The 20,795-nt window shown below is 66.0% G+C and carries 26 protein-coding genes; 11 read left to right on the forward strand and 15 right to left on the reverse strand.

Going from position 1 to position 20,795, the window contains the following annotated elements; translation table 11 throughout:
• Positions 1 to 17 precede the first annotated feature (17 nt).
• The 5 genes from DDE75_RS00630 to DDE75_RS00650 form a co-directional block, all read right to left on the reverse strand.
• Entirely contained in the window at positions 18 to 797 is a 780-nt protein-coding gene (locus DDE75_RS00630) for a DUF4167 domain-containing protein (RefSeq protein ID WP_108500463.1), read from the reverse strand.
• A 265-nt stretch (positions 798 to 1,062) separates the two neighbouring features.
• On the reverse strand, positions 1,063 to 1,887 hold the full coding sequence (gene prmC / locus DDE75_RS00635) for a peptide chain release factor N(5)-glutamine methyltransferase (protein WP_108500464.1): 825 nt from the start codon (positions 1,885 to 1,887) through the stop codon (positions 1,063 to 1,065).
• A complete protein-coding gene (prfA, locus tag DDE75_RS00640; RefSeq protein WP_108500465.1) occupies positions 1,884 to 2,939 on the reverse strand; it encodes a peptide chain release factor 1 in 1,056 nt (351 codons plus the stop codon). The genes prmC and prfA overlap by 4 nt, the downstream gene beginning before the upstream one ends.
• Before the next feature lie 9 nt (positions 2,940 to 2,948).
• Complete coding sequence (speB, locus tag DDE75_RS00645; RefSeq protein ID WP_108500466.1) at positions 2,949 to 3,911, reverse strand: agmatinase; 963 nt, start codon at positions 3,909 to 3,911, stop codon at positions 2,949 to 2,951.
• Between the two features lie 62 nt (positions 3,912 to 3,973).
• On the reverse strand, positions 3,974 to 4,366 hold the full coding sequence (locus DDE75_RS00650; protein ID WP_108500467.1) for a rhodanese-like domain-containing protein: 393 nt from the start codon (positions 4,364 to 4,366) through the stop codon (positions 3,974 to 3,976).
• 270 nt (positions 4,367 to 4,636) lie between these two features.
• Here DDE75_RS00650 and rpsF point away from each other — a divergent pair, with 270 nt between their 5' ends.
• From rpsF to bmt, 4 genes are all read left to right on the forward strand, one after another.
• Entirely contained in the window at positions 4,637 to 5,026 is a 390-nt protein-coding gene (rpsF, locus tag DDE75_RS00655; protein WP_108500468.1) for a 30S ribosomal protein S6, read from the forward strand.
• Between the two features lie 13 nt (positions 5,027 to 5,039).
• A complete protein-coding gene (rpsR, locus tag DDE75_RS00660; RefSeq protein WP_042247758.1) occupies positions 5,040 to 5,267 on the forward strand; it encodes a 30S ribosomal protein S18 in 228 nt (75 codons plus the stop codon).
• A 12-nt stretch (positions 5,268 to 5,279) separates the two neighbouring features.
• A complete protein-coding gene (gene rplI / locus DDE75_RS00665) occupies positions 5,280 to 5,867 on the forward strand; it encodes a 50S ribosomal protein L9 (protein WP_108500469.1) in 588 nt (195 codons plus the stop codon).
• A 162-nt stretch (positions 5,868 to 6,029) separates the two neighbouring features.
• On the forward strand, positions 6,030 to 7,022 hold the full coding sequence (gene bmt, locus DDE75_RS00670) for a betaine--homocysteine S-methyltransferase (RefSeq protein ID WP_108500862.1): 993 nt from the start codon (positions 6,030 to 6,032) through the stop codon (positions 7,020 to 7,022).
• Here bmt and DDE75_RS00675 read toward each other — a convergent pair.
• Positions 7,019 to 8,098 (reverse strand): PA0069 family radical SAM protein, encoded by a 1,080-nt coding sequence (locus DDE75_RS00675; RefSeq protein WP_108500863.1) that lies wholly within the window; start codon positions 8,096 to 8,098, stop codon positions 7,019 to 7,021. The two genes, bmt and DDE75_RS00675, sit on opposite strands and share 4 nt — an antisense overlap.
• 106 nt (positions 8,099 to 8,204) lie before the next feature.
• Here DDE75_RS00675 and yghU point away from each other — a divergent pair, with 106 nt between their 5' ends.
• Positions 8,205 to 9,071, forward strand: a complete 867-nt coding sequence (yghU, locus tag DDE75_RS00680) for a glutathione-dependent disulfide-bond oxidoreductase (protein WP_108500470.1) — start codon at positions 8,205 to 8,207, stop codon at positions 9,069 to 9,071.
• A 49-nt stretch (positions 9,072 to 9,120) separates the two neighbouring features.
• Here yghU and ilvC read toward each other — a convergent pair whose 3' ends face one another.
• The gene (ilvC, locus tag DDE75_RS00685; protein WP_072296473.1) at positions 9,121 to 10,143 is read right to left on the reverse strand and encodes a ketol-acid reductoisomerase; all 1,023 of its coding nucleotides are present in this window, start codon (positions 10,141 to 10,143) and stop codon (positions 9,121 to 9,123) included.
• A 127-nt stretch (positions 10,144 to 10,270) separates the two neighbouring features.
• On the opposite strand from ilvC, the gene DDE75_RS00690 reads away from it, so the two are divergent.
• Both DDE75_RS00690 and DDE75_RS00695 read left to right on the forward strand, forming a co-directional pair.
• Positions 10,271 to 10,726, forward strand: coding sequence for an Lrp/AsnC family transcriptional regulator (locus tag DDE75_RS00690; protein WP_108500864.1), 456 nt, complete (start codon positions 10,271 to 10,273; stop codon positions 10,724 to 10,726).
• A complete protein-coding gene (locus tag DDE75_RS00695; RefSeq protein WP_108500471.1) occupies positions 10,723 to 11,181 on the forward strand; it encodes an Lrp/AsnC family transcriptional regulator in 459 nt (152 codons plus the stop codon). The genes DDE75_RS00690 and DDE75_RS00695 overlap by 4 nt, the downstream gene beginning before the upstream one ends.
• Positions 11,182 to 11,245: 64 nt before the next feature.
• Here DDE75_RS00695 and ilvD read toward each other — a convergent pair whose 3' ends face one another.
• The 4 genes from ilvD to DDE75_RS00715 all read right to left on the reverse strand — a co-directional run bounded on the left by ilvD (position 11,246) and on the right by DDE75_RS00715 (position 15,614).
• Complete coding sequence (gene ilvD / locus DDE75_RS00700) at positions 11,246 to 13,084, reverse strand: dihydroxy-acid dehydratase (RefSeq protein WP_108500472.1); 1,839 nt, start codon at positions 13,082 to 13,084, stop codon at positions 11,246 to 11,248.
• A 165-nt stretch (positions 13,085 to 13,249) separates the two neighbouring features.
• Positions 13,250 to 13,567 (reverse strand): DMT family transporter, encoded by a 318-nt coding sequence (locus tag DDE75_RS00705; RefSeq protein ID WP_472462633.1) that lies wholly within the window; start codon positions 13,565 to 13,567, stop codon positions 13,250 to 13,252.
• Positions 13,568 to 13,664: 97 nt separating this feature from the next.
• The gene (locus tag DDE75_RS00710) at positions 13,665 to 14,861 is read right to left on the reverse strand and encodes a UbiH/UbiF family hydroxylase (protein WP_108500473.1); all 1,197 of its coding nucleotides are present in this window, start codon (positions 14,859 to 14,861) and stop codon (positions 13,665 to 13,667) included.
• Positions 14,862 to 14,936: 75 nt separating this feature from the next.
• Entirely contained in the window at positions 14,937 to 15,614 is a 678-nt protein-coding gene (locus DDE75_RS00715) for a pyrimidine 5'-nucleotidase (RefSeq protein ID WP_108500474.1), read from the reverse strand.
• A 65-nt stretch (positions 15,615 to 15,679) separates the two neighbouring features.
• Between DDE75_RS00715 and DDE75_RS00720 the strand changes: the two genes are divergently transcribed.
• The 4 genes from DDE75_RS00720 (at position 15,680) to DDE75_RS00735 (ending at position 18,351) form a co-directional block, all read left to right on the forward strand.
• Positions 15,680 to 16,303, forward strand: coding sequence for a GntR family transcriptional regulator (locus tag DDE75_RS00720; RefSeq protein WP_108500475.1), 624 nt, complete (start codon positions 15,680 to 15,682; stop codon positions 16,301 to 16,303).
• Positions 16,296 to 16,928 (forward strand): DNA-3-methyladenine glycosylase family protein, encoded by a 633-nt coding sequence (locus DDE75_RS00725; RefSeq protein WP_108500476.1) that lies wholly within the window; start codon positions 16,296 to 16,298, stop codon positions 16,926 to 16,928. Before DDE75_RS00720 ends, DDE75_RS00725 begins: the two co-directional genes overlap by 8 nt.
• Positions 16,925 to 17,581 (forward strand): alpha/beta hydrolase, encoded by a 657-nt coding sequence (locus DDE75_RS00730; protein WP_108500477.1) that lies wholly within the window; start codon positions 16,925 to 16,927, stop codon positions 17,579 to 17,581. The genes DDE75_RS00725 and DDE75_RS00730 overlap by 4 nt, the downstream gene beginning before the upstream one ends.
• Before the next feature lie 170 nt (positions 17,582 to 17,751).
• Positions 17,752 to 18,351, forward strand: coding sequence for an HNH endonuclease (locus tag DDE75_RS00735; protein WP_108500866.1), 600 nt, complete (start codon positions 17,752 to 17,754; stop codon positions 18,349 to 18,351).
• Here the strand turns inward: DDE75_RS00735 and DDE75_RS17150 are convergent, their stop codons facing one another.
• From DDE75_RS17150 to dapA, 4 genes are all read right to left on the reverse strand, one after another.
• Positions 18,352 to 18,525, reverse strand: coding sequence for a hypothetical protein (locus tag DDE75_RS17150; protein WP_162798845.1), 174 nt, complete (start codon positions 18,523 to 18,525; stop codon positions 18,352 to 18,354).
• A 92-nt stretch (positions 18,526 to 18,617) separates the two neighbouring features.
• Positions 18,618 to 19,256: an NrsF family protein gene (locus DDE75_RS00740; RefSeq protein ID WP_162798846.1), complete on the reverse strand. Its 639-nt coding sequence runs from the start codon at positions 19,254 to 19,256 to the stop codon at positions 18,618 to 18,620.
• Entirely contained in the window at positions 19,253 to 19,807 is a 555-nt protein-coding gene (locus DDE75_RS00745; protein WP_108500479.1) for a sigma-70 family RNA polymerase sigma factor, read from the reverse strand. The genes DDE75_RS00740 and DDE75_RS00745 overlap by 4 nt, the downstream gene beginning before the upstream one ends.
• Positions 19,808 to 19,905: 98 nt before the next feature.
• The gene (gene dapA / locus DDE75_RS00750; RefSeq protein ID WP_108500480.1) at positions 19,906 to 20,781 is read right to left on the reverse strand and encodes a 4-hydroxy-tetrahydrodipicolinate synthase; all 876 of its coding nucleotides are present in this window, start codon (positions 20,779 to 20,781) and stop codon (positions 19,906 to 19,908) included.
• Positions 20,782 to 20,795: the final 14 nt, after the last annotated feature.

Here is a 20,795-nt window from a genome sequence, read left to right on the forward strand (position 1 = left end):
TCGGTGTCAGACGCGGATCACTCGGCGTCGCTGCCGCCCTTGGGCGCCTCGGCGGCCGCTGCGGCGCCATCCTCGGCCACCGGCTTGCGGCGGCTGCGCGTCGTCGTTCCCGTGGCGCTGCGCGGCGTGCGCGGACGCGAGCTGCGGGTGCGGGCGGGTTTGGGCGCAGGTTCGGTTTCCGGCGTTGTCACGGGTGTCGCCTGATCCTCGTCGCCGGCGGCGACGGCATCGGGCAGGCTGGGCTGCTGCTGGGGCGCGGGGGCCGGGGCGGCCTCGGGCGCGGCTTCGGTCTGCTGATCGGCCTGATCGCCCCGCGGCTGGCGGTTCTGCTGGTCGCGGTTGTTGTCGCGGCGCTGGTTCTGGCCACCATTGCCGCCGTCGCCCTGCTGGTCGCCGCGCTGATCGTTGCGCGATCCCTGATTGCCGTTGTTGTTGTGATTGCTGGCGTTATGACCGGTGCCATAGCCGTGGTTCGAATAGCCGCCGTCGTCGTCCTGGCGGTTGTTCTGACCGTTCGACTGGCCATTCGACTGGCCCTGGCGTTCGGCCATCTCGCGCTGCGCCTCACCCAGCATGCGGGTGTAATGTTCGGCATGCTGCAGGAAGCTCTGCTCGGCCACGCGGTCGTGGGACAGCTGCGCATCACGCGCCAGCGTCAAATATTTCTCGATGATCTGCTGAGGGGTGCCACGCACCTTGCCCTCGGGCCCCGAGCTGTCGAAGACACGGTTGACCACATTGCCAAGCGAGCGTTGGCGATTGGATTTGCTACGCGAACGGGATTTTGATGATCTCATCAGTCTGTCTGTAATGTTTCTGATCGCAGGGGTGCCAGAGTGAACTGGACGGCGGTGTCGGATGGCTACGGGGGCGTGATTGTCCTCTCCGTTCAGCCCTGCCTCGCCCCAGCAACGGCGCATCGCGCGCCCTGTCGGAATCGGCAGTGTCAGGCTGACCGTACAGTGGCTGTCGGCCTGCTGCACGAAGCCGACTAACCACGCCACCCCAGATATGACAAGCAAAAACTGCCAAAAATGCAGCATCTGCGCGGGAAAGGGCTGATCAGCGGCCGAATTCCGCAAGCACCACCCTGTCGCGCCCGTCCAGATCGGGCAGCACGGCGGTCGCGGCACCTTGGTCCGCGAAAAGCGCCGCGACCGCCCGGCCTTGGGTGGGGCCGATCTCGGTCAGGAGGATGCCGCGCGGGGCAAGAACCGACCGCGCCCCCGTCGCGATGGCGCGATAGGCGGTCAGCCCGTCGGCGCCATCCGTCAGCGCCTGGCGGGGTTCCCAATCGCGAACGTCCGACGACAGTCCCGCCATTTCATCCGCCGCGATATAGGGCGGGTTCGAGACGATCAGGTCGAATTCGCCGGTGACGCCCTGATACCAGTCGGCCTGCCGGAACCGCGCGTTGACGCCGATGCGACGGGCGTTGTGGCGTGCGACCTCCAGCGCCTTTTCCGAGATATCGGTGCCGACGCCCGTCGTCCCGGCCCGCGCCGCCAGAAGCGAGATCAGGATCGCCCCCGTCCCCGTCCCCAGGTCCAGCACCGTCTTCCACGGGCGGGCCAAGGCGGCCTCGACCAGGGCCTCGGTCTCGGGGCGCGGGTCCAGCGTGTCGCGGGTGACCTTGAAGCGATGCGCCCAGAAATCGCGAAAGCCCACGATCTGCGCCACCGGCTGGTGCAGGGCGCGGGCGGCGATGCCCTTGTTGAAGCGCGCGGCCTCATCGGCGGTCAGGTCGCGATCCTCGGTGATGCGCAGGCGGCCCGGCTCCATGTCCAGAACGGCGGCCAGGATGCGGTCGGCGTCGCGCGATGCACCCTCGATGCCGGCCGCGCGCAGCAGGGCGGCGCCATCCGCCTGCGCCTGCGACAGCTTCATTCGGCGTCCGCCAGACGGGCCGCCTGGTCATGGGCGGTCAGGGCGTCGATGATTTCGGACAGATCGCCCGCCATGATCTTGTCCAAGGCATAAAGCGTCAGGTTGATGCGGTGATCGGTCATGCGGCCCTGCGGAAAGTTGTAGGTGCGGATGCGTTCGCTGCGATCGCCGCTGCCGACCTGAGACTTCCGGTCGGCGGCGCGTTCGTCATCGGCCTTCTGGCGCTGCATGTCGTAAAGCCGCGCACGCAGCACGGCCATGGCATTGGCGCGGTTCTGGTGCTGGGACTTTTCGCTGCTGGTCACCACGATGCCGGTTGGCAGGTGGGTGATGCGCACGGCGCTGTCGGTGGTGTTGACGTGCTGGCCGCCCGCGCCGCTGGCCCGCATGGTGTCGATGCGTATGTCGGTCGCGGGGATGTCGATTTCGACATCCTCGGCGGCTTCGGGCAGGACGGCGACGGTGGCGGCGCTGGTATGGATGCGCCCGCCCGATTCGGTTTCGGGCACGCGCTGGACGCGGTGCACGCCGGATTCGTATTTCAGCCGCGCAAAGACACCGTCACCGGCAATGCGGGCCATGGCTTCCTTGACGCCGCCCAGTTCTGTCTGGGTCAGTTCCAGCATCTGAAAATCCCAGCCCTGCTGTTCGGCGTGACGGCGATACATGGACAGAAGGTTGCCCGCAAACAGCGCAGCCTCATCCCCGCCGGTGCCGGGGCGGATTTCCAGGATGGCGGGGCGGGCATCTGCGGCGTCCTTGGGCAGCAGGGCCACGCGCAGCCGCTGTTCCAACTCGGGCAGTTCGGCGTTCAGTCGGCGCAGCTCATCCTCGGCCAGTTCGCGCATCTCAGGGTCGGCCAGCATGGCGCGGGCCTCGGCCAGGGCCTCGGTAGCCTCTCGCCAGCGGGCGATGCCTTCGACGACAGGCTTCAGCTCCGCATATTCGCGACTGATCTTCGCGATCTGGTCGGGCGCGGCACCAGCGTTCAACTGCGCTTCGAGATACTCGAACCGTTGGGTGATCTGGGCAAGGCGGTCTGGGGGCAACATGGTTTCGGGTTACCCGCGCCTGTTCCAACCGTAAAGCGCGATCAGCTCGAAGGCGACATGCGAGCCTGCAATGGCCGTCGCGCCGGTGGTGTCATAGGGGGGCGAGACCTCGACCACGTCGCCGCCGATCATGTTGATACCCGCCAGCCCGCGCAGCAGCGCCGCCGCCTGCCAGCTGGCCAGACCGCCCCAGACGGGCGTGCCGGTGCCGGGCGCGAAGGCCGGGTCCAGCGCGTCGATGTCGAAGGTGACATAGGTGGGGCGGTCGCCCACCACGGCGCGGATACGCTCCAGCGTGGCCTGCACCCCGTCCTGATGCACGGAAGGTGCATCAAGAATGGTCACGCCCAATGTGTCGGGATTGTCGGTGCGGATCCCGACGCTGACGCAGGCCGCCGGATCGACCAGCCCCTGCCTGATCGCCTTGTAGAGGAAGGTGCCGTGGTCGATGCGGTCGGGGTCGTCATCGACCCAGGTGTCGGAATGGGCATCGAACTGGATCAGCGCGACCGGGCCATGGCGTTCGGCCATGGCGCGCAGGATCGGCAGGGTGATGAAATGATCGCCCCCAAGCGTGATGGGCGCGGCCCCCGCATCCATGATCGCGCCGATATGGGCGGTGATGCGCGCAGGCACATCGCGGATATTGGCGTAATCGAAGGGCATGTCGCCGTAATCGGCCACGTTCAGCAGGCTCAGCGGATCATAGCCCCAGCCATAGGGCGCGTCGAAGGCCTGCAGGCTGGATGCCTCGCGGATGGCACGGGGGCCGAAACGCGTGCCGGGACGGTGGGTGACGGCCTGATCGAAGGGAATGCCGGTGACCGCCACATCCACGCCGGTCAGATCCTTTGTATAGCGGCGGCGCAGGAAGCTGGTGGCGCCACCGAAGGCGTTCTCGAACGACAGGCCGCGCGGGTCGGCCCGCGTGAAAGCCTGATCCACCTGCGTCTTCGCGTCTTCAAGCGCCATCATCATCCCCTTTTGTTGCGGCGCTCAGACTGCCCCGACGCCCCCGCCCCCGCAAGAGGTCATCAGCCGGACTTGGCGGCTGGCGTCACGACCGGCGCACCCGATGCCATGTCCGTGCCGCGATAGGGCTGGCCCGCCTCTTTCCAGGCCGCGAAACCGCCGTCCATATGGGCGATCCGATCGGTCACCCCCGAGGCCAGGATCTGCCGCGCGACCTTTTCGGACCGCTTGGACGACCCGCAATAAAGCACCACCGGCTTGTCACCGCCCAAGGGCAGCCGTTCGGGCACGATGAAGGCCATAGGTGCCAGCAGCGCACCCTGGATCTGTTCGAACATGTATTCCGCGGGGGTCCGCACGTCGATCATAGCGATTTCATCGGACCTAAGGGCGGCGGCGACCTCGGCGACCGTCCAGGTTTCCAACCTGCCCGATCCGGTATCTTCTGTCTTCATCGTCTGGCTTCCTTGAACTTGTTGGCAGCTGTGTGATGACAACTCGGGGCGCGGGCATCGGGGTCCATGCCCGATCGGCGCCGGACAAGGCGGGCGTGTTCCGCCGCGTCGCCCGCAGGCAACGCATTACCCGAATCACCTTGCATCGTCAGCAATCGCTGCTATGAAGCCCCATCCTTCCGCCTGCATCCAGAAACTGCGCAGCCTCTCGTGACGGGTGCGGAAGGGACGACCCGTCGATGAAATGCGCCGAAAACCGAAAGGATCGCCATGTCTCTGTATGAGCATGTGCTGATCGCCCGCCAGGACCTGTCGAACACGCAGGCCGAAGGGCTGATCGAACACTTCTCGACCATTCTCGCCGACAACGGTGGCAAGGTCGTCGAACACGAATACTGGGGTGTGCGCACCCTGGCCTACAAGATCAACAAGAACCGCAAGGGCCATTACGCCTTCCTGCGCACCGACGCCCCGTCGTCGGCCGTGCTGGAAATGGAACGCCTGGCCCGCCTGCATGATGACGTGATGCGCGTGATGACCATCCGCGTGGACGAGCATCAGGAAGGCCCCTCGGTCCAGATGCAGAAGCGCGAAGAGCGTGGCGACCGTCCCCGTGGCGGCGACCGTGGTGACCGCGGCGACCGCCGCGAGCGTAACTGAGGAGATCTGAGACATGGCGAACAAACCGTTCTTCCGTCGTCGCAAAGTCTGCCCCTTCTCGGGCGACAACGCACCTGCGATCGACTACAAAGACACCCGTCTGCTGCAGCGCTACATCAGCGAACGCGGCAAAATCGTGCCTTCGCGCATCACCGCTGTCTCGGCCAAGAAGCAACGTGAGCTGGCTCGTGCCATCAAGCGCGCACGCTTCCTTGCCCTGCTGCCCTACGTCGTGAAGTAAGGAGACTAACACATGCAAGTCATCCTGCTGGAACGCGTGGCGAAACTTGGCCAGATGGGCGAAGTCGTCAACGTGAAACAGGGCTATGCCCGCAACTTCCTGCTGCCGCAGAAGAAAGCTCTGCGCGCTTCGGAAGCCAACATCAAGGCGTTCGAAGGTCAGAAGGCACAGCTGGAAACCCGCAACGCGGAATCGAAAGCCGAAGCCGAGAAGATCGCGGCCAAGCTGGACGGCGAAGTCTTCGTCGTCATCCGTTCGGCATCCGATTCGGGCGCGCTCTACGGTTCGGTCACGACCCGTGACGCGGCCGATTCCGCAACCGAAGCCGGCTTCTCGGTCGATCGCAAGCAGGTCGTCCTGCGCGAGCCGATCAAGTACCTGGGCATGCACGACGTCACCGTCGTCCTGCACCCGGAAGTCGAAGCGACGATCACCATGAACGTCGCACGTTCCAACGAAGAGGCTGAACTGCAGGCGCAGGGCAAGTCGATTCAGGACATGGCTGCCGAGGCAGATGCCGAAGCCGAATTCGAGATCGCCGAGCTGTTCGACGACATCGGCGGCGCGAACGAAGATGACGGCGACGACGATCGCAACTGATCGGCCGATATCTTCGCACTAAATCGACCGCGCCGGGAAACCGGCGCGGTTTTTCATACGTTCGTGTGAAAATTCTTTCACGACACGGCGTTATACGACATGGACCTGATGCTTGCGGATCCCGACACGGGGTCGATGACCCTGCCTGCGAAGGACAAGAAGATGACCGATGCCCTCAGTCTGATGCTGGAAACTGCGCCCTTCGTCCTGGCCGACGGTGCGACGGGAACCGCGCTGTTCAACATGGGGCTGGACGGCGCGACCCCGCCCGAGATGTGGAACGCCGATCACCCCGACCGCATCGCCGCCCTGCACCGCAGCGCCATCGAAGCCGGATCCGACCTGTTCCTGACCAACAGCTTTGGCGCCAACGCCAGCCGGCTGCGCCTGCAGGGCGCATCGCATCGCGTGACCGAGCTGAACCGCCTTGCCGCCAGCATCGCCCGCGATGAGGCCGACCGCGCGGGCCGCAAGGTCATCGTGGCCGGCAGCATGGGCCCCATCGGCGAATTCATGGCCCCCATGGGCAGCCTGACCCGCGCCCGCGCGACCGAGATGTTTCATGAACAGGCGCAGGCCCTGAAGGATGGCGGGGCCGACATCCTCTGGGTCGAGACGCTGAGTTCCATCGACGAGATGAAGGCCGCCGCCGAGGCCGCGCGCCTGGTCGACATGGCCTGGTGCGGATCGCTCAGCTTCGACACGGCGGGGCGCACGATCATGGGCACCACCTCGGCCGAGCTGTCTTCGGCGGTGGAACGCATGCCGAACCCGCCCGTCGCCTATGGTGCGAATTGCGGCATCGGGGCATCGGATCTGCTGCGCACGGTGACCGGGTTTGTCGCATCGGGCAATGAACGCCCGATCATCGCCAAGGGCAATGCGGGCGTCCCGCACATGCATGACGGCAACATCCATTACGACGGCACGCCCGAACTGATGGCCGATTACGCCGTGCTGGCCCGCGACATGGGCGTGCGCGTCATCGGTGGCTGCTGCGGGACCATGCCCGAACATCTGCGCGCCATGCGCGAGGCGCTGGAAACGCGTCCCGCCGGACCCCGCCCGACGCTGGAACAGATCACCATGCTGTTGGGGCCGTTCAGTTCGGCCAGCGACGGGACCGAGGGCCAGATCATCGGCCGCCGTCACTAGAACAGCGACATCTGGTCGCCTGCCTTGGGTGGGCGGCCAAATCGGCTGCAATCCAGCGCCGGTTGTCCTTCGCGATAGCCAAGCCGTTTGCGGGCCAGCCGGAAGCGCTGCATCGCCAGCTGCGCCTCGACCCCCTCGCCCCGAAACCTGTGACCAAAGCGCGGATCGTTGTCCCGCCCGCCGCGCATGGCCTGAATGCGGTTCATCACATGCGCGGCCATGCCGGGCCGGTGGCGTTCCAACCAGTCGCGAAACAGCGGCGCGACCTCGTGCGGCAGGCGGATGGGGATCATGCTGGCGGTGGTGGCCCCGGCCTCGCGGGCGGCGGTCAGGATGGCCTCGATCTCGGGTTCTGTCAGCACGGGGATGACGGGGGCGACCATGACGCGGACCGGAACGCCCGCGCGGGCCAGGTCGCGGATCATGCGCAGGCGCGTCTCGGGCGCAGGGGCGCGCGGCTCCATTGCGCGGGCCAGCGATGCGTCCAGTGTCGTGATGCTGACCCCCACCGTCGCCATGTCGCGCGCCGCCATTTCCGCCCAGAGGTCCAGATCGCGCAGCACCGTCTGCCCCCGCGTAATCAATGTCGCGGGGTGGTTCCAATCGCGCAGCACCCTCAGGATACCGGGCATGATCGCCAGCTTGGCCTCGGCCGGCTGATAAGGGTCGGTGTTGGTCCCAAGCGCGATCGGCGCGGGCTTGTAGCTGGGCCGCCCCAGTTCACGTTCCAGCAGGTCCGCCGCGCCTTCCTTGGCGGTGATGCAGGTTTCGAAATCCAGTCCCGGCGACAGGCCCAGATAGGCGTGGCTGGGCCGCGCATAGCAATAGATGCAGCCATGTTCGCAGCCGCGATAGGGGTTGATCGACCGGTCGAACGGCACATCGGGCGAGGTATTGCGCGTGATGATGCTGCGCGGACGCTCCATGGTGATCTGCGTGCGCAGCAGATGCTGATCCTCGGGGATGTCCCAGCCATCGTCATGACGTTCGCGGGCCTCGGCCTCGAACCGTCCCGCGGGGCGGGTGTCGGCACCACGGGCCTTCAGGCGTTCGTCGGGATCGCGCGGGAGAAGCATGCCGCGATCATAGAACATATGCGGAACATTTGCCAAGACCTCGTGCCGGGTTGATGTTTGGCAAACCCCACCACATCTTGAGGGTCAGTCAGCGACAGGACATCACATGACCGAAGACTATACCCCACCCAAGGTCTGGACGCCGAACAAGGAAAACGGCGGCAAATTCGCCAGCATCAACCGCCCCACCGCCGGCAAGACGCACGACAAGGAACTGTCGGTCGGCAAGCATCCGCTGCAGCTTTACTCGCTGGCGACGCCGAACGGCCAGAAGGTCACCATCATGCTGGAGGAGCTGCTGGAGGCAGGCCATACCGGCGCGGAATACGATGCCTGGCTGATCGACATCGGCGAGGGCGACCAGTTTTCCAGCGGCTTCGTGGATGTGAACCCGAACTCGAAGATCCCGGCGCTGATGGACCATTCGGTGACGCCCGCGCAGCGCGTCTTCGAAAGCGGCTCGATCCTGCTGTATCTGGCCGAGAAATTCGGAGCCTTCCTGCCCAAGGACTCCGCCGCGCGGACCGAGACGCTGAACTGGCTGTTCTGGCAGATGGGCGCGGGCCCCTATCTGGGTGGCGGCTTCGGGCATTTCTATGCCTATGCGCCGGTCAAGATCGAATACGCCATCGACCGCTTCACGATGGAGGTCAAGCGCCAGCTGGACCTGCTGGACCAGCGTCTGGCCGACAACCGCTTCATCGCGGGCGAGGAATACACCATCGCCGACATGGCGATCTTCCCCTGGTATGGCCGCCTGATCACCGGTGGCGCCTATGGCGATGCCGCGACCTTCCTTGATGCCGCCAGCTACAAGAACCTGCACCGCTGGCAGCAGGAGATCGCCGCCCGCCCCGCCGTCCAGCGCGGCCAGATGGTCAACGCGACCTCGGGCGATCCGTCCAAGCAGCTGCGCGAACGCCACGACGCCTCCGACTTCCAGACCCGCACGCAGGACAAGCTGGAAGCATGAAAAAAGCCCGGGCGATTGCCCGGGCTTTCCAATTCGGCAGGTCCGCGGATCAGTTGCGGGCCTTGTCGACCATCTTGCCCTTCGAGATCCAAGGCATCATCTCGCGCAGCTTGGCACCGACCTGTTCGATCTGGTGTTCGTCGTTCGCACGGCGCGAGGCTTTCAGCGTCGGCTGGCCGACCTGGTTTTCCAGCATGAAGTCGCGGACGAACTTGCCCTGCTGGATGTCGGTCAGAACCGCCTTCATACGGGCCTTGGTTTCCTCGTAGGGCAGGATGCGCGGGCCGGTGACGTATTGGCCGTATTCGGCGGTGTTCGAGATCGAGTAGTCCATGTTGGCGATGCCGCCTTCATAGATCAGGTCGACGATCAGCTTCACCTCGTGCAGGCATTCGAAATAGGCCATCTCGGGGGCATAGCCCGCCTCGACCAGCGTCTCGAAGCCGCAGCGGATCAGCTCGACCAGACCGCCGCACAGGACCGCCTGTTCGCCGAAGAGGTCGGTTTCGCATTCCTCGCGGAAGTTGGTCTCGATGATGCCCGAACGACCGCCACCGATGGCCGAGCAATAGGACAGGCCGATATCCATGGCCTTGCCCGAAGCGTCCTGATGGATCGCGACTAGGCAGGGCACGCCGCCGCCTTTGACGTATTCACCGCGGACCGTGTGGCCGGGGCCCTTGGGGGCCATCATGATGACATCGACGCCGGGCTTCGGCTCGATCAGGCCGAAATGCACGTTCAGGCCGTGGGCGAAGGCGATCGCCGCGCCGTCGCGCAGGTTGTCATGGACGTATTTCTTGTAGGTCTCGGCCTGCAGTTCGTCGGGCATGGTGAACATGATGACATCGCACCATGCGGCCGCTTCTGCGATGCCCATGACCTTCAGGCCTTCGCCTTCGGCCTTGGCGGCCGAGGGGCTGCCTTCGCGCAGTGCGACGACGACGTTCTTGGCACCCGAATCGCGCAGGTTCAGCGCATGGGCATGGCCCTGGCTTCCGTAACCCAAAATCGCGACCTTCAGGTCCTTGATCAGGTTCACGTCGCAATCGCGGTCGTAGTAAACGCGCATGATGAAATCCTTCTTGTCTGCTGACATGGTTATAGCCCGATGACACCGATGACTTCATTCAATCGCAACAAGATATTCGGGCTTTCCGAAAGGATCATGTCCGCGTATGGATTTAACGATGAAATTGATGCCCGATGATACGGATCGCCGCATACTCCGCCACATGATGGCGGACCCTTCGGCATCGAACGCCCAGCTGGCCGAACGGGCAGGCGTCACCACCGCCAGCCTGTGGCGGCGCATCGAACGCCTGCGCGAGGCCGGCGTGCTGAAGGGCGTGCAGGCCCGCATCGACTGGCGCGCCCTGGGGTGGGAGGTTCAGGTCAGCTTGCGCTTCACCCTGGACAAGACGAACCCACGCGCCTTCGATGAATTCTTGGCAGCCGTCCGCGCCGTCCCCGAGGTGATCGAGATCCAGAGCTTTCTGGGTAGCGTCGACTGGCGTCTGTCGGTGATCGCCCGGGACATGGCGCATTGGCAGCAGGTCTATCGGGACCGCATCCTGACCCTGCCCCATATCGCCGATATCGATGCGCTGATGCTGGTTTCCACCATCAAGGACAGCGAGGATCTGGCCCTGTGACCGATCTGGACGACACCGACCGCGCCATCCTGCGCATCCTGGTGCATGACGCCACCCAAAGCGCCGCGCAGGTCGGTCGAGCCGTGGGCATCGGCCAGCCCGCGGCCTGGCGGCGCATCAAGCGGCTGACCGATCACGGCATCATCGCGGGTCGGCGGGTGATGCTGGACAACGCTGCTTTGGGCTTTGGCGTGACGGTCTTTCTGGGCATCCGGCTTGCCGCCAAGGGCCGCACCAGCCTTGAGGATTTCGAGCGCGCCGTCACCGCCATCCCCGAGGTGCAGCTGGTCCAGCATGTCTTAGGGCAGTTCGACTATCGTCTGCGCATCACCGCCCGCGACATCACCGATTTCGAGCGCATCCTGCGCCGTCGGATCATGACCCTGCCCGGCGTGGGTCAGGTCGAGGCGAATGTCATGCTGTCAGAGGAAAGGCGCCCCGGCCCGTTGGGATAGCGCAGGCCCCGAAGCCGCATCGCGGGGGGCCTGCGTTGATTGGGTATTTGGGCAACCGAGAAGATCAGTCCGGGATCACCCGGACCGCTCCTTTGGCCGCGCTGGTGGTCATGGCCGCATAGGCCCGCAGCGCGGTCGAGACCTGACGCTTGCGCGGCTTTTCGGGCTTCCATCCGGCAGCTTCGCGCTTTTCGCGACGGGCGGCCAGGGTGGCGTCATCGACGACCAGCTCGATCAGGCGGTTCGGAATGTCGATGCGGATCAGGTCACCCTGCTCGGCCAGACCGATGGTGCCGCCTTCTGCCGCCTCGGGTGAGACGTGGCCGATCGACAGCCCCGAGGAGCCGCCCGAGAAGCGGCCATCCGTGACCAGCGCGCATTCCTTGCCCAGGCCCTTCGATTTCAGATAGCTGGTCGGATACAGCATTTCCTGCATCCCCGGCCCGCCGCGCGGACCTTCATAGCGGATCAGCACGACCTCTCCGGGCTTGACCTTGCCGGTCAGGATGGCACTGACGCTGTCATCCTGGCTTTCGAAGATATGGGCGGGGCCTTCGAATTTCAGGATCGATTCGTCCACGCCCGCGGTCTTCACGATGCAGCCGTCCTCGGCCAGGTTGCCGTAAAGCACGGCCAGCCCGCCGTCCTTCGAGAATGCGTGTTCCGCGCTGCGGATGACGCCCTTTTCGCGGTCCAGATCGACGTTCTCGAACCGCTGGCTTTGCGAGAATGCGACCTGCGTCGGCACGCCACCGGGTGCCGCGCGATAGAAGTCGTGCACGGCCTCGGATTGCGTACGCGACACGTCCCAACGGTCCAGCGCCTGCGCCAGCGTGCCTGAGTGAACGCTGTTAACTGTCGTATCCAGCAGGCCCGCCTTGTCCAACTGACCAAGGATGGCCATGATGCCGCCAGCGCGATGGACGTCCTCCATGTGGACGTCGTCCTTGGCAGGTGCGACCTTGCAGAGGACCGGCACCTTGCGCGACAGGCGGTCGATGTCGGACATGGTGAAGTCGATCCCGGCCTCATGCGCGGCGGCCAGAAGGTGCAGGACGGTGTTGGTGGAGCCGCCCATGGCGATATCCAGCGTCATCGCGTTCTCGAAGGCCGCAAAACTGGCCACGTTGCGCGGCAGCACCGATGCATCCTCGCCTTCGTAATACCGCTTGGCCAGATCGACGATCAGATGGCCCGCCTCGACGAACAGGCGCTTGCGGTCGGCATGGGTGGCCAGCGTGGACCCGTTTCCGGGCAGCGACAGGCCAAGCGCCTCGGTCAGGCAGTTCATCGAATTGGCGGTGAACATGCCCGAGCAGGACCCGCAGGTGGGGCATGCCGAACGCTCGATCGCCTCAACCTGTTCGTCGGAATAGGCGTCGTCGGCGGCGGCGACCATGGCATCGACCAGGTCCAGCGCCTTCAGCTTGCCGTCTTCCAGCACCAGCTTGCCAGCCTCCATAGGGCCGCCCGACACGAAGACGGTGGGGATGTTCAGGCGCAGCGACGCCATCAGCATGCCCGGCGTGATCTTGTCGCAATTGCTGATGCAGACCATCGCATCGGCGCAATGCGCGTTGACCATGTATTCGACCGAATCCGCGATCACCTCGCGCGAGGGCAGCGAATAGAGCATGCCGTCATGGCCCATCGCAATGCCGTCGTCGACGGCGATGGTGTTGAATTCCTTGGCGATGCCCCCGGCGGCCTCGACCTCGCGGGCGACCATCTGGCCCAGGTCCTTCAGATGGACGTGGCCGGGAACGAACTGGGTGAAGCTGTTGACGATGGCGATGATCGGCTTGCCGAAATCGCTGTCCTTGACGCCGGTCGCACGCCACAGGCCACGCGCGCCTGCCATGTTGCGGCCATGGGTGGTTGTGCGGGAACGATAGGCGGGCATGGCTGATCTCCTTTGGCTGCCGTTGCGTTTAGCACCGTGCTTGGCGGAATGAAATTACCCAAAGCACGTCGTTTGCATGGTTTTCGGTCCCTTTGGGGTCGGAAGCGCCCTGCAGGGGGTCCGGGGGATGCAGTCCCCCGGGCGTCGCGGGACGCAATGGCGGTGTCAGGACGCGACCTTCATCAGGACGATCCCCGCCAGAATCAGCGTCGCCGCCAGGATGCGCAAGGGGGTGATCGGCTCGCCCATCAGCGCCATGCCGACGGCCAGGCTGCCGATGGCCCCGATGCCGGTCCAGACCGCATAGGCCGTTCCCAACGGCAGGCTGCGCATGGCCAGCGACAGCAGCCAGAAGGATGCGACCATCCCGACCAGCATGACCGCCGTGGGCGCAAGCCTGCTGAAGCCATGCGACTGCTTCATGGCGGTGGACCAGACGACCTCCAGAAGGCCTGCGAAGAAAAGCTGGATCCAGGGCATCATCCGCTCCGGTTCGGACCGGGCCGTCCCGGAGGTTCAACATCGTGCCGGGGTCGTCCCCGGGCACCCGACCTATGTGCGGCTCCGGCGCCGGTCAAGGTCAGCGCAGACCCAGTCCCGCCTTCATCATCAGCCGACGGACCGGCGCGACGCCATAGAGCCCGCCCAATGCCGCCGCGCGCAAATCGCGCAGGGGGCGCATCTGTGCCTGGCTGGCCCGGTTCAGCGCATCGATGCCCAGCATCCGCGCATAGGCCTCGGGGCGGCGCGTGCGTTCGAATTTCGCCAGCGATTCCGCGCTGCCGGGATCGGCCTTCGACAGCTCCAGCAGCGCACCCAGATCGGCAAGGCTCATGTTCAGCCCCTGGGCGCCGATGGGGGGCAGGACGTGGGCGGCCTCGGCGATCAGGGCGGTGCGGGGACCGGTGAAGCGGTCGGCGATCTGGCTGATGATCGGCCATTCGGTCAGGCGGGTCGCCACGCGCAAGGGGCCCAGCACGCCTGCAGAGCGGGCATTCACCTCGGCCTCGAATTCCTCGGGCGGCAGGTCGGCGAGGCGGGCGGTCTCGCGGCCGTTCTCCATCCAGACGATCGCCGACGACGGTTTGCCGTCCCGATCCGGCAGCGGCACCAGCGTGAAAGGCCCACCGGAGCGATGCACCTCGGTCGAGATGTTGTGATGCGGCTGCTCATGCGTCACCGCGAAGGCCAGCGCCTTCTGACCATAGCGCAACGTACGGACCCCGATGCCAAGCGCCTGCCGCACCGGCGAATTGCGCCCGTCCGCCCCGATCAGCAGCCGCGCCTTGACCCGGCGGCCATCGGTCAGGGTCACGATGGCCCCTTCGTCGCGGGCCACCACGCCCGCCGTTCCGGTGCCGGGCTGGAAGCGCACCGTCTGCAACTGCTCCAAGCGGGCCGAGATCTCGCGCCGCAACAGCCAGTTGGGCAGGTTCCATCCAAAGGGCTGGTCGCCGATCTCGGAGGCGTCGAAATCGCGCGTCATGCGCGGCGTCGGCTCCGCCCCGCCCGCATCGACGATCCGCATGACCTGCAGGGCCGTCGCATGGGGTGCCAGCCGTTCCCACAGCCCGATCTGTTCCAGCATCTTGACTGAGGGCGTCAGGAAGGCCGTCGACCGCAGGTCGGCCCCTGCCGCCCCCTCATCGGTGACGGGCGGCGCCGGATCGACGCAGAGGACCGAGAACCCTTCGGCCCCGAAAGCCGCCGCCGTGATCAGACCGGCGATGCCCCCGCCCGAGATCAGGATGTCGATGTCTTCGATGTCGCCCGTCATGGCCTTGCCCCTTTGCTGGCATCCATCCTGTCCCCATTCCTGCGCAGGGGCCAGATGTCCGGCTGTCGCAGGTCGTCAGTCACGCGTCAGACCGCGCAGGAATACGGTCAGATCGTCGGTCCGATATTCCACATGCGGCCCGTGATCGATCACGCCCTCCAGCGCGTCGGGACCATGCCGCCCCTGCCCCACCAGGACCGTCCGCATCCCCAACGCATGGGGGATCGCCAGGTTGCGGGGGTCATCCTCGAAGAAGGCCGCCTGTCGCGGGTCGATTCCAGCCGCATCCAGCACGCGGTCGAAGGCCGTGGCGGCGGGCTTGGGGTGAAAGCCCGTCTCCTCGATCCCGAAGACGGCTTCGAAGAGGGCCGGGTCGGCCAGCCCCCGCGCGGCCAGAACGCGCCGCGCATAGGCGGCATCGCCATTGGTGTGGATGATCCGCCGCCCCGGCAGTGCGGCGATGGCATCCGCCAGATCGGGGGCGGGGGCCAGCACAGAAAAATCGATGTCATGCACATCGGCCAGGTAATGCCCCGCATCCACGTCATGTTCAGCCATCAGCCCCGCCAGCGTGGTGCCATGCAGCCGCCAGTATTCGGCCCGCAACCGGTCGGCATCGCCTTGGGGCACGCCCAGCACGCGCATCATATAGGCCGTCATCCGCAGCTCGATCTGGGAAAACAGCTGCGCCTCGGGCGGGTAAAGCGTATTGTCCAGATCGAAGATCCAGACGCGAACATGCGAAAAATCCATGTCCGTCCCATAGCTTGGCGCGCACGCGCTTGCAATTCGCCGCCGCAGGGCCAATCGTGTCGTCCATGAAAGACGCCTATTCCCTGATCCTGACCGCGATCGAAAGCGGCACCTATCGCCCGGGCGACCGGCTGGTCGAATCCGAACTGGCGGAACGTTTCGGCGTGTCGCGCACCCCCGTGCGCGAGGCGCTGCAGCGGCTGGAAACCCAGGCCATGCTGGTCCGGGACGGGCGCAGCCTGATCGTGGCCTCGCTGGACCACAACCAACTGGCCGAACTCTATGTCGTCCGCGCCGAGCTGGAGGCGCTGGCCGCCCGCCTGGCCGCCCGCCACGCCACGCCCGAGGAAACCCGCGTCTTGGCCCATATGGTCGAGGAGGATCACAAATCCGCCCGCGACCCCGAGGCATTGGCCCGCGCCAACAAGCGCTTCCACCGCCAGATTCATCTGGCATCCCACAACCGCTATCTGGTGCAGCAGCTTGATCTGGTCCACCGCACGATGGCGCTGATGGCCCGCACCTCGCTGGCCGCCGAAGGGCGCAGCGAAACCGCGCTGGCCGAACACGCCCGCATCGTCGAGGCGATTGCCGCGGGCGATGCCGATGCCGCCGATCAGGCGCTGCGGCAGCATATCTCGATGGCATGGGAAACGCGGCTGAAGCTGGAAGCCCGCGAAGGTGCCTGAGGGGCGGATCATCGCCACCCAGGCCGACATCGACGAAGGCTGCGCATATCTGGCCAGCACCTGCCCCATCTGGGCAAAGACCCTGTCGGACCTCGGCCCCCTGCCTCTGCGGCGGCGCGACGACGGGTTCGAGGCCATCGCCAGCGCCATCGTCGGCCAGCAGATCTCGATCGCGGCGGCGGGCGCCATCTGGGGGCGGATGCAGGATGCGGGACTGTTGACCGAAGCCGCCCTTCGCGATGCCAGCGACGACGACCTGCGCGCCGTCGGCCTGTCCCGCCCCAAGCAGCGATACCTGCGCGGCATCGCCAATGCCGGGATCGACTGGCACGCCCTTCGCGCCATGCCCGATGACGAGGCCATCGCCCGACTGGTCGCCCTGCCCGGCATCGGCATCTGGACCGCCGAGATCTATCTGAAGTTCGCCCTTGGCCGCGCCGATGTCTTTGCCGCCGGCGATCTGGCCCTGCAAGAGGCCGCGCGCATCATGTACGACCTGCCCGCCCGCCCCACGCCCGCCGTCCTGCGGCAGCTGGCCGAACCGTGGCGGCCATGGCGCGCGGTTGCGGCGCGGGGGCTCTGGGCCTATTACCGCTTGGCAAAAGGACGCGAGGGAACATCATGACCGCACCGCTGACATCCGCCCGCAAGGGGCCCGCCAAGGCCCGCTCGGTCGTGATCTTCGTGCATGGCTATGGCGCCGACGGGGCCGACCTCTTGGGCCTCGCCGATCCGCTGGCCCCGCATCTGCCCGACACCGCCTTCTATGCCCCGAACGCGCCGCAGCCCTGCACCGGCAATCCGATGGGCTTCCAGTGGTTCCCGATCCCTTGGCTGGACGGATCCTCCGAGGCGCAGGCCCAGGCCGGCATGGCCGAAGCCGCCATCGCCCTGAACGCCTTCATCGACAAGGTGCTGGCCGACGAAGGCCTGACCCCCGACCGGCTGGCGCTGGTGGGCTTTTCACAAGGGACGATGATGTCGCTGCATGTCGCCCCCCGCCGCGACGCGGAAATCGCGGGCATCGTCGGCTTCTCGGGCCGCCTGCTGGCCCCCGAAACGCTGCAGGCCGAAACCCGCGTCAAGCCGCCGGTGCTGCTGATCCACGGCGATCAGGACCCGGTCGTCCCCTTCGCGGACATGGATCTGGCGGGCAGCGCCCTGCAGCAGGCGGGCTTCACCGTATATGGCCATGTCATGAAGGGCACCGCGCACGGTATCTCTCAGGACGGGCTGTCGGCGGCGCTGTCCTTCCTGCACGAACGGCTGCCGCGCTAGGCAGCCTTACGCCTTTCGCCTGTCACGCTGCTGTCACCCCGGGCATCTAATCTGGCCCCAGGGCCGGATCGGACGCGCAGGCTTGCCAGATGCCCGTCGCGATATATAGTCGAGCCATGGATTTGACGGGCGCGCTGGTCACATCACCACCGCGCAGGTGGAAGGGCGACATGCTGGACGATCATCACCACACCGAATTCCGGACGCAATTCGTGCGCGAACCGGCCAATCTGCGTCACTTTCCGGCGCTGGTGCTGAACGCCGACTACCGGCCGCTCAGCTATTACCCCCTGTCGCTCTGGCCTTGGCAGGAGGCCATCAAGGCCGTCTTCCTGGACCGCGTGCAGATCATCGCCGAATACGACCAAGAGGTCCGAAGTCAGCGCCAGGCCTTCCGGATCCCTTCCGTCGTCGTCCTCAAAGATTATGTCCGACCCCAGAAGCGCGTGGCATTCACGCGCTTCAATTTATTTCTGCGGGACGAATTCTGCTGTCAGTATTGCGGCGCAAAGGGCGATCTGACCTTCGACCATGTCGTGCCCCGGTCGCGGGGTGGGGTCACCAGCTGGGAAAACGTCGTGGCTGCCTGTTCGCCCTGCAACCTGCGCAAGGCCAACCGCAGCCTGCGCCATTCCGGCATGCATTTGCGCAAGCCCGCCAAGCAGCCCACGGCCGAGGAAATGCACGCCATCGGGCGACGCTTCCCGCCGAACCATTTGCACGACAGCTGGATGGATTTCCTTTACTGGGACGCCGAACTGGACAGCTGATCAGCCATCATGGTCGTGTCCGTTCCGGTGGTTCAGATGCACCAGCAGCGCCGCGCTCAGCACCAGCAGCGGCACCGCGACGGGCGACCAGCCTGCGGCAATGCTGATCCACAGCGTCAGGGCGGCCCCCAGAACGACTGCGGCGATCAGCATCAGGAAATGGGTCAACGGCATGGGACACTCCTCTCCTTGCGATCAATATGGGACCTATCGACGCCGTTGAAAAGCCCATGCGGCATATCGCCGGAACTTCCCCGCCCATCGCCCTACCAGCGCAGCAGACGTCGCCCCGCCAAGGCCCCTGCCGCGGTCACCAGCCCGATCCCCAAGCCGTACCACAGGATGAAGAACAAGGGCGCATCCTCGTGGCAGTGCAGCGCATAGATGGCCGTGGCCGCCCCCGCCACGCCAAGCCCTGCCAAGGCGCCGCTGGCCATCGGTGCGGGACTGGCCCCCGCCCGCAGCAGGAACAGCACCGCCGCCAGCGCCGGACCCGAGATCACCGTGATCGACCCAAGGCAGACCGCCGCCGAACTGCCCAAGCTGCGTGGCATGACCTGATCGTCCGGCAGCCCCATCGCCAGCGCCAGCCACCACGCCACCGCGCCGATCGCGATGACAGCGATCAGGATCCGGGCCAGAACGGGGGTGGATCGTTCGGGATGCGTCAACCGGATCGCCGCGAAAGCGCCCGCCGCCATCAGCGCCAGCGGCATCAGCCACTTCAGCGCCGTCACCGGATCGGCCATCGCGGCCATCAGATCCGCCCGCAAACCCAAAATGCCGATGACGAGGGCGCCCGTCACGGCCAGCAAACCTGCCGCCACGCCGATCACCCTGGGCGCCAAGGGGCCCTGCGTGGCATCGTCCATCGCAATCAGTTCGACCAGATCGTCGGTCTTCACAGCCCGCCCTCCTGCCGTAGTTTCGCCAGCCGCTGCAGGGCGCGATGCAGCGCCACCCGAAGCGTTCCGGGGGTCAGCCCAAGCCGCTGGCCGCATTCGTCCTGTCCCCGCGCCTCGAGTGCCAGACACCGCAGAAGCGCAGCGTCGCGGTCCTGCAGTCGGTCGATCAGCAGGCCGGCATCGCGCAGCTCAAGCCCGTCGGGGGCCTCTGCGGCAGGCAATGTCTCGGCGAAATCCTCGACCGGCAGATGCACCGCCCGCCCGCGCCTGCGGAAGGCGTCGATCAGCTTGTGGCGCGCGATGGCATAGACCCAGGGACGCAGCGGCATGGCCGGGTCCCAGGTCGCACGCTTCAGATGTATCGCCAGAAGGGTCTCCTGCACCACGTCCTCGCACCAGTTGGCGTCCATGGCACCGGCACGCGCGCGGACGATCCCGCGCAGCACCGGCGTCATTGCCGACAGAACCCGGTGATAGGCAGCCTGGTCGCCCGCGATGGCCGCACGCATCCATGTCGACCAGTCGTCGTCCCTGCCGTCCTTCACCGTCATTGAGTGTCCTTACGCATGCCGCGGCCATCGCGTTACACCATGGCACGCAAATTTCGAAAGGACAGCACCCCGATGACGGCTTGGGGGCCGGAACCGCCTTAGATCAGCCCCGCATGTTCCAGCGCGGCGTCGATCAGGCGGCGCGTCGGCTCGGTCAGGGGCGTCAGCGGCAGGCGGACGCGTTCGTCGCACAGCCCAAGGCGGGACATGGCGTATTTCGCACCGACCAGACCCGGCTCGATGAAGATGGCGATATGCAGCGGCATCAGCTTGTCCTGATATTCCAGGGCGGCGGCGTAATCGCCGCGCAGCGTCGCCTCCTGGAACTGCGAACACAGCTTGGGGGCGACGTTGGCGGTGACGCTGATGCAGCCCACGCCGCCATGCGCGTTGAAGCCGAGGGCGGTCGCATCCTCGCCCGACAGCTGGACGAAATCCTTGCCGCAGGTGATGCGCTGGCTGCTGACACGCTCCAGCTTGCCGGTGGCGTCCTTTACTCCGACGATCGAGGGGATCTGCGCCAGCACGCCCATGGTTTCGGGCATCATGTCCACGACCGAACGGCCTGGGATGTTGTAGATGATGATCGGCACGTCGCAGGCCTCGGTCAGGGCGGTGTAATGCGCGATCAGACCCGATTGCGTCGGCTTGTTGTAATAGGGCGTGACGACCAGCGCCGCATCCGCGCCCACCTCGGCCGCGTGCCGGATCAGGCCGATGCCTTCGCGGGTCGAATTCGACCCTGCGCCCGCGATGACCGGAATGCGACCGGCGACGGCCTGCACGACCTCTTCGATGACAAGGCGGTGTTCGGCATGGGTCAGGGTAGGGCTTTCGCCGGTGGTCCCGACGGGCACCAGCCCGTGGCTGCCTTGGTCGATATGCCATTCGACCAGTTTCTTCAGCGCGACCAGATCCAGTTCGCCGTCCTGGTCGAACGGCGTGACGAGGGCTGGCAGTGACCCTTTGAACATGACACGCTCCTGTG

It is taken from the genome of Paracoccus indicus (assembly GCF_003056335.1).
GTDB lineage: Bacteria > Pseudomonadota > Alphaproteobacteria > Rhodobacterales > Rhodobacteraceae > Paracoccus > Paracoccus indicus.